The organism is uncultured Tateyamaria sp., from assembly GCF_947497045.1.
Taxonomy (GTDB): domain Bacteria; phylum Pseudomonadota; class Alphaproteobacteria; order Rhodobacterales; family Rhodobacteraceae; genus Tateyamaria.
The window spans coordinates 639893-646588 of the sequence record NZ_CANMEU010000001.1 but is presented as its reverse complement, the minus strand read 5'-3'; the positions used below and the strand labels follow the sequence as shown (position 1 = coordinate 646588).

The window sequence follows — 6696 nt, the reverse complement described above, 5'->3', positions numbered from 1 at the left end:
CTGGCTCTGGCTCTGGCTCTGGCTCTGGCTCTGGCTCTGGCTCTGGCTCTGGCTCTGGCTCTGGCTCTGGCTCTGGCTCTGGCGTCATGTCATCAGCCACGTCGCCGTCGACATCTGGGGCCACATCCACCGCGTCGGGGGCATTATCGGTTGTTTTAACATTCGCATCGGGCAACAAATCATCGGAACCGATGTCAATATGTGGCGCACCATTGTCCGTAGGCGGCGTTACATCATCCGACCCGGTCTTCGTAGGTGTTGGCGTCTTCGCCTCATCCGGCTTCTTACGTTTGGCCAAGGTCTTCCCCCGATTCTACTTTGCGGTGCTGCGCCGTGTTAAACACTACTCCGCGACCTCGTTACCCTCAACCCGGTGGCAGGGTCCTCGTCGTCAAACCACCGATGCGATAGCCGTTCGCATTGCGTCCGCATCGGGGCGGGCGGCATTTGTCACCGACGCAATACCCAAACCGCGCAATGGTTCCGCCACTGCAGCGCTCAGCGCGATGATATGAACAGAGCTAGGGTGGATAACATGCTCCGCAAATTGCGTGGCCGTGCGCGGCGAGAATAAAGGAACGCACACAAAAGGTGCGCTTTGCATAATTGCATGCGCGTCGTTGGATAGCGGGTGCAACGGCTGGTCATAAACGGCGCGCCGCTCGACCTTCAATCCGGCGCTGCGCAACTGATCCACAACATTGCCGCGCGTATATGTGCCGGACAGGTGAAACAGTCTCTGTGTTGGGTGAATACGTATGATCTGTTCAATCAAGGACTGGGCGTCACCGCCTGCTTGCTGTGCTGTCCACCCACGGGATTGGGCCAATTCAGTCGTGGCACGTCCAACGCAATACGCCACCTGCCCAGTGCCGTGCGGCGCATGACGCACACCGTTACCCGAGGTGAAAATGACGCCGTGATCGCGTGCGATCTCAAAATCCGCGCCAATGCCTACGATGTCGATAAGCGGGCTGTAGATGGGGGTAATTCGGTTTGCCACGTCACGGCTCAACCTTGCCACGAAAGCTTCGGAGGCCGCGCGCGGGCGGGTCATCACCAGTGGGACGGGGGTGCGGGGTGCATTGTTTGCCACAGCTTATGCTGTTACCCCGCGCAGGCTCTTGGTGCAACGGAACATGGCTATGGATCAGCCCGTCACAGTCCTTGGAATTGAAAGCAGTTGTGATGACACGGCTGCTGCGGTCGTGCGCGGTGTGCCGGGCGACATGCAGGTCTTGGGCGCGGTCGTCTATGGGCAGACCGACCTGCACGCGCAGTTTGGCGGGGTCGTGCCCGAAATTGCTGCGCGCGCCCATGCGGAGCGGTTGGACGTCAGTATCGCGACCGCATTGGAACAGGCCAACCTGCCGTTGAGCGCGATTGACGCGATAGCCGTCACATGTGGACCTGGCCTGATCGGGGGCGTTGTGTCTGGTGTGATGATGGCCAAAGGGCTGGCGATGGCCACAGGCATTCCGCTTTATGGGGTGAACCATTTGGCGGGTCATGCGCTGACGCCGCGGCTGTCGGATGGTGTCGCCTTTCCCTATCTGATGCTGCTGGTGTCGGGGGGGCATTGCCAGTTCCTGATTGCACACGGACCGGATCGGTTTGAGCGGTTAGGCGGGACCATCGACGATGCGCCGGGTGAGGCGTTCGACAAGGTCGCACGGCTGCTTGGATTGGATCAACCAGGAGGTCCCGCGATTGAGGTTGCGGCACGGGGCGGCGATCCTGCGCGCTTTGCGTTTCCGAGGCCACTGGCAAACAAACCCGGTTGCGATCTCAGCTTCTCGGGTTTGAAAACGGCGGTGTTGCGCGCGCGGGACGATATTCTTGCAGGACAGGGTGGATTGAAGACGCAAGATCAGGCTGATCTTGCCGCATCGTTTCAGGCGGCTGTCGCTGACAGTTTGGCCCGCAAGAGCGAGCGGGCGCTCGAGGTCTATCTGGCGCTAAATCCAGCAGCACCAACACTCTGTGTGGCAGGAGGGGTCGCTGCAAATATGTATATTCGCACCTTGTTAGAGACTGTTTCAGAGTGCCACGGCACCATGTTTCTGGCCCCTCCATTGGCGTTGTGTACGGACAATGCGGCGATGATTGCAGCCGCAGGGGTCGAACAGATGCAGGTCCGCGGCCCCGACGGGATGGGATTGTCGGCGCGTCCTCGTATGCCTCTTGATACTCAAAGCGCCTCAATGCTCGGGTCCGGTAAGAAGGGGGCCAAAGCATGAGCGTCGCAATCATCGGGGCAGGTGCATTCGGAACAGCCCTAGCCGTTGCATTGGGCCAACCAGTGACCCTGTGGGCACGCGATGCCGGCCAGGCGCAACACATCAACGAAACGCGCCGCAATGAGCGCCGCCTGCCGGGCATTGATATTCCGGATCACGTTGTCATAACGCCCCACATAGAGACTGTTTTTGACCATGATATCCTTGTTCTGACGATACCTCTGCAACAGGTACGGCGGTTCATAACGGATCTGGATATCTCGGCTTATACAGTTGTGGCGGCGTGCAAAGGCATAGAGGTAACAACTGGTGTTGGCCCCTCCAAAATCTTGAGCGATGCACGGCATGTCGCGGTCTTGACCGGGCCCAGCTTTGCCCACGACATCGCCCGTGGACTGCCAACTGCACTGACCCTCGCCTGCAATGATCTGGAGGTCGCAGCAGATATCCAGACGCAGCTTGCGACACCTGCGCTGCGACTTTATCGTACAGCGGATGTCATTGGGACCGAGCTTGGTGGGGCCTTGAAAAACGTGATCGCCATTGGCTGTGGTGCGGTGATGGGTGCAGGTCTGGGTGATAGTGCGCGGGCGGCACTGATGACGCGCGGCTTTGCAGAAATGCGACGAATCGCGGCGCAGATGGGGGCCGACGCCGAAACGCTGATGGGGCTGAGTGGGCTAGGGGATTTGACGCTGACATGCACATCAGATCAGTCGCGCAACTATCGGCTTGGGCTTGCCCTTGGTGCGGGGACCGACTTTGATGACAGTATAACGGTCGAAGGGGCAGGCACCGCGCGTGCGCTGCGGCATCTGCCAAACCGGCACGAACTGGATTTGCCGATCTGTGATACCATCGCGGATCTGATCGACCACAAAATTGATATCAGCGGCGCGATGCATCACCTGCTCGCACGCCCGCTCAAGGAGGAATAAGATGTTGTTTGCATTGATGGCTTGGGACAAGTCAGGCGCGCTGGACGTACGCATGAAAAACCGGGCGGATCACCTTGCCTACCTCGACGCGACTGGCGTTGTCCGGCAGGCAGGGCCCTTTCTGGATGCCGATGAACAGCCATGCGGGTCGTTGATTGTGCTTGAGGTAGCAGATTTGGCCGCGGCCCAGGACTGGGCGGATAACGACCCCTATGCTAAGGCAGGCCTGTTTCGGGATGTGACGATTACCGCGTGGAAACAGGTGATCGGCGCATGAACTACTGGTTGTTCAAATCCGAACCCAGCACATGGAGCTGGAATGATCAGGTCGCAAAGGGCGACACGGGCGAGGAATGGGATGGTGTGCGCAACTATCAGGCGCGTAACTTTATGCGCGAGATGGCTGTGGGCGATCGTGGGTTCTTTTACCATTCCCAAACTGAAAAGGCGGTCGTAGGCATTGTCGAAGTGATTGCCGAAGCACACCCGGACAGCACAATTGACGACGACCGATGGGAATGCGTCGACATCAAAGCGGTTAAACCCGTCAAAACGCCGGTCACACTTGAAATGGTCAAGGACGATCCGCGCCTGACCGACATGGCTTTGATCCGAAATTCGCGCCTGTCGGTGCAGCCTGTGACAGCCCCGGAATGGGCTGTGGTTTGCGAGATGGCTGGTGTCGATCCCTAGTTGGATTTGGTAAATGTGCATTTTTCTGCCACTCTGCCGGTATCAAAGTCGAAGGAGGGACAGATGGGATTTCTTGCAGTTGTGATTGCGGGCATCGCTGGATTTATGTTTGGGGCGGTTTGGTACACCGTTCTCGCCAAACCGTGGATGGAGGCGTCGGGTGTACCGGTCATTGACGGCAAACCAACCAACAGCGCAAACCCGCTTCCCTACATCACCAGCATCGTTGGTGCGATCTTGGTGGCGGGCATGATGCGCCATGTCTTTTCACTCAGTGGGATTGATTCGGTGGGTGAAGGGCTGGTGTCCGGCTTCGGGATTGGGCTGTTTCTGGTCACACCCTGGATCGCTACGTTTTACGGGTTCGGTGCACGACCGTTCCGATTGGTGCTGATCGATGGGGGGTATGCCACGTTTGGATGCGCGGTGATTGGCACTGCGCTGACATTTTTCTGAACGAAAAAAGGGTTCTGACCGGACGAAGATCAGAACCCTTTCTCACCACATAGCACTCCCAAGAGCCACCACACGTGTTCGAAATATCGGGCCTGACCGTTCTGGTCGGACTTGTTTCTGATACCAAAACCACAGTCCGAACGCCATTTCATTGTAATATGCATTCAATTCAAAACAGAAACACCCGCCAGTACGGCGGGTGCATCAAATCGCGAAAAAGGACGGCTGATCAGCCGTATACGGCTTCTTTGCCGAAGTGCTTGGTCAACATATAGTAAACAACGGCGCGGTACTTGTTGCGCTCCGATTTGCCATAGGTTTCGATCACCTTGTCGATGGCCGCCATCAGGTCGGGGCTATCGGACAGGCCAAGCTTCTTGATCAGAAAATTGTCTTTTACCGTTTCCAGCTCGGATTTCTGGCTGCCTGCAACGGTTGATGCATCTGCGTTGTAGATCGCCGGACCGCAACCAATCGTGACCTTGGTCAACAGGTCCATGTCAGGTGTCATTCCGCATTTATTCTTCAGATCGTCTGCATATTGTGCGATCAGCTCGTCACGTTTGCCCATATGTTTTCTCCCAACAGTATGAGGCGCCAGATTTCAGTCTGATCGCCCGGAATTATGTTCGTGGGACAGACGTTAACGCGAATGTGAGCGTGTACAAAGAAGTTTTGAGGGGGAAAACCGGCGCCTGACACGCAAAAACGGGATGTCACTGTGGGCGCCTCGCTGATTTGATGTGCTAGGGATCACAGCGATGTGTTGATCTTGTAGTCATTTGGCAGTTTTTCTTCGCTGATTATCCGGAATTCGGACAGTGATACGGCAATTGCGTAACAGCCCAGACCCAGAAGGCCATTGATGCCGATGACGGCTGTATAACCTTCACTTTGGTCGATCACATGGCCGATTTTATCGACGATCTCGCCACCTTAGCTCCCGGCAGGTCCGGAGCCGTTATCGACACAGCCCCCAACCAGTATGTTGAAGGTGAAAATGATCAGCGTGCAGGGCGTTGTAGTCCGGGCCAAGCGTGACCTGAAACCATATGCAGGCACTGTCGCGCAGGTCCTTGAAAAAGGGACCGCGTGCCTCGCTGACATCCCAACCATTTATCAGATCGATGCGCCGTCCATCTGTCAGGGTTACACCTGAAATATCAATCGCTTCTGCGGTGGCATGGGCGCTCATCCGACCTGACCCACCGCTGGTGGTTCTGATCTGTCGACAATTATAGCTTGAGGCATGATGCAACTGCCTGACCTCCTGCCCAAAGTGGCGCGTGGCCGCCGGGATCACCCCATGCTGGTGCCACATCGCCAGTCGCAAAGCTGTCTGACACCGGGTTTCGACGGGATGCATCGTGGCTTGCCCAACCCGGCGCAATGTTACACGATCTGCGATCCCGCATTGCGATGAGGTTTCCAGATCGTTCAGAGCGTCAAACTGTGCGCCTGTTGCCAAGGCCGCCCGGCAACTTTCGCCATTCGTCAAGGCGCGGCGTAGTTTGAAGGCGGTCAGCGGCGTTACAGAATCGGCGATGTTCAGCGGTTTCCTCGGGTTAAGCGCATCCGGCAACGGTGACTCTGGCGCATAGATCAACAAAAACAACCCAACGCAGGCCATCAGGACCAGCGTGAGTAGCGCGTAAACCAGCGACATCAGCCGCATCGCCTAGCGCACAGTCAGAATTTCAGAGAGCGGTTTTTTGATCTTGGCCACCGACGGGATCGTCGCGTCCTCAGCCGCATGACCCACAGCGATAATCATCGTTGCCTTTTCGCTGTCGGGCCGATCCAGCAACTCACCCAGAAATTTCATAGGGTTCGGCGTGTGCGTCAGCGTGACCAATCCGGCCGTGTGCAGTGCCGTCAGCAACATACCTGTCGCAATCCCAACGCTTTCGGGGACGTAGTAATTCTTGTACCGGGTCCCATCGTCGAAAGTGCCATAGCGTTGGGCAAAGACGACAATCAGCCAGGGCGCATCCTCAAGATGGGGTTTGTGATCGTTGGTTCCTATGGGTTCCAGCGCCTTGATCCACTCATCGCTTGCACCACCGGCATAGAACTTGCGTTCTTCTTCTTCGGCGGCGTCGCGGATCGCCTTTTTGGCCGCAGGGTCTTTGATCGCCACAAAATGCCAGGGCTGGTGATTGGCCCCCGATGGGGCCGTTCCTGCGGCTGCGATACATGCCTCGATCACGTCCTGCGCAACGGGCCGGGTTGAATAGTCGCGCACCGTATGTCGCGTGGCCATGAAATCGCGGTAGTGTTCCGCGCGTGCCAGCATCTCGGCATCGTCCAGGTCCTGCCGGTCGGGCAGCGGCAGTTGCGTGTATTCAAGCGCGTCCTTGGAAAACATA

11 protein-coding genes are annotated in these 6696 nt (G+C 57.3%); 5 read left to right on the top strand and 6 right to left on the bottom strand.

Going from position 1 to position 6696, the window contains the following annotated elements; translation table 11 throughout:
* Nucleotides 1–298, bottom strand: a 298-nt coding sequence (locus Q0859_RS03435) for a hypothetical protein (protein ID WP_299147501.1), incomplete at its 3' end; no start/stop codon positions are given.
* A gap of 93 nt (nt 299–391) precedes the next feature.
* Nucleotides 392–1057, bottom strand: a complete 666-nt coding sequence (locus Q0859_RS03430; protein ID WP_299147500.1) for a uroporphyrinogen-III synthase — start codon at nt 1055–1057, stop codon at nt 392–394.
* A gap of 88 nt (nt 1058–1145) precedes the next feature.
* On the opposite strand from Q0859_RS03430, the gene tsaD reads away from it, so the two are divergent.
* The 5 genes from tsaD to Q0859_RS03405 all read left to right on the top strand — a co-directional run bounded on the left by tsaD (nt 1146) and on the right by Q0859_RS03405 (nt 4327).
* On the top strand, nt 1146–2240 hold the full coding sequence (gene tsaD, locus Q0859_RS03425; RefSeq protein WP_299147499.1) for a tRNA (adenosine(37)-N6)-threonylcarbamoyltransferase complex transferase subunit TsaD: 1095 nt from the start codon (nt 1146–1148) through the stop codon (nt 2238–2240).
* Entirely contained in the window at nt 2237–3178 is a 942-nt protein-coding gene (locus tag Q0859_RS03420; RefSeq protein WP_299147498.1) for an NAD(P)H-dependent glycerol-3-phosphate dehydrogenase, read from the top strand. Before tsaD ends, Q0859_RS03420 begins: the two co-directional genes overlap by 4 nt.
* Nucleotide 3179: 1 nt before the next feature.
* A complete protein-coding gene (locus Q0859_RS03415) occupies nt 3180–3455 on the top strand; it encodes a YciI family protein (protein WP_299147497.1) in 276 nt (91 codons plus the stop codon).
* Complete coding sequence (locus Q0859_RS03410) at nt 3452–3871, top strand: EVE domain-containing protein (RefSeq protein ID WP_299147496.1); 420 nt, start codon at nt 3452–3454, stop codon at nt 3869–3871. Before Q0859_RS03415 ends, Q0859_RS03410 begins: the two co-directional genes overlap by 4 nt.
* A 63-nt stretch (nt 3872–3934) precedes the next feature.
* The gene (locus Q0859_RS03405; protein WP_299147495.1) at nt 3935–4327 is read left to right on the top strand and encodes a DUF1761 domain-containing protein; all 393 of its coding nucleotides are present in this window, start codon (nt 3935–3937) and stop codon (nt 4325–4327) included.
* 229 nt (nt 4328–4556) lie between these two features.
* On the opposite strand, the gene Q0859_RS03400 is transcribed toward Q0859_RS03405, so the two are convergent.
* The 4 genes from Q0859_RS03400 to Q0859_RS03385 form a co-directional block, all read right to left on the bottom strand.
* Nucleotides 4557–4898: a DUF2853 family protein gene (locus tag Q0859_RS03400; RefSeq protein ID WP_299147493.1), complete on the bottom strand. Its 342-nt coding sequence runs from the start codon at nt 4896–4898 to the stop codon at nt 4557–4559.
* Nucleotides 4899–5080: 182 nt separating this feature from the next.
* Nucleotides 5081–5233: a hypothetical protein gene (locus Q0859_RS03395; protein WP_299147492.1), complete on the bottom strand. Its 153-nt coding sequence runs from the start codon at nt 5231–5233 to the stop codon at nt 5081–5083.
* A 55-nt stretch (nt 5234–5288) separates the two neighbouring features.
* Nucleotides 5289–5993, bottom strand: a complete 705-nt coding sequence (locus Q0859_RS03390) for an extensin family protein (protein WP_299147491.1) — start codon at nt 5991–5993, stop codon at nt 5289–5291.
* 12 nt (nt 5994–6005) lie between these two features.
* The gene (locus tag Q0859_RS03385) at nt 6006–6695 is read right to left on the bottom strand and encodes a nitroreductase family protein (protein ID WP_299147489.1); all 690 of its coding nucleotides are present in this window, start codon (nt 6693–6695) and stop codon (nt 6006–6008) included.
* Between the last annotated feature and the right edge of the window lies 1 nt (nt 6696).

What these genes read in the sequence shown, in the direction of transcription:
- Q0859_RS03430 (WP_299147500.1), bottom strand. Translation starts at nt 1,057, where the DNA reads ATGACCCGCCCGCGCGCGGCCTCCGAAGCTTTCGTGGCAAGGTTGAGC.
- tsaD (WP_299147499.1), top strand. Translation starts at nt 1,146, where the DNA reads ATGGATCAGCCCGTCACAGTCCTTGGAATTGAAAGCAGTTGTGATGAC.
- Q0859_RS03420 (WP_299147498.1), top strand. Translation starts at nt 2,237, where the DNA reads ATGAGCGTCGCAATCATCGGGGCAGGTGCATTCGGAACAGCCCTAGCC.
- Q0859_RS03415 (WP_299147497.1), top strand. Translation starts at nt 3,180, where the DNA reads ATGTTGTTTGCATTGATGGCTTGGGACAAGTCAGGCGCGCTGGACGTA.
- Q0859_RS03410 (WP_299147496.1), top strand. Translation starts at nt 3,452, where the DNA reads ATGAACTACTGGTTGTTCAAATCCGAACCCAGCACATGGAGCTGGAAT.
- Q0859_RS03405 (WP_299147495.1), top strand. Translation starts at nt 3,935, where the DNA reads ATGGGATTTCTTGCAGTTGTGATTGCGGGCATCGCTGGATTTATGTTT.
- Q0859_RS03400 (WP_299147493.1), bottom strand. Translation starts at nt 4,898, where the DNA reads ATGGGCAAACGTGACGAGCTGATCGCACAATATGCAGACGATCTGAAG.
- Q0859_RS03390 (WP_299147491.1), bottom strand. Translation starts at nt 5,993, where the DNA reads ATGTCGCTGGTTTACGCGCTACTCACGCTGGTCCTGATGGCCTGCGTT.
- Q0859_RS03385 (WP_299147489.1), bottom strand. Translation starts at nt 6,695, where the DNA reads ATGTTTTCCAAGGACGCGCTTGAATACACGCAACTGCCGCTGCCCGAC.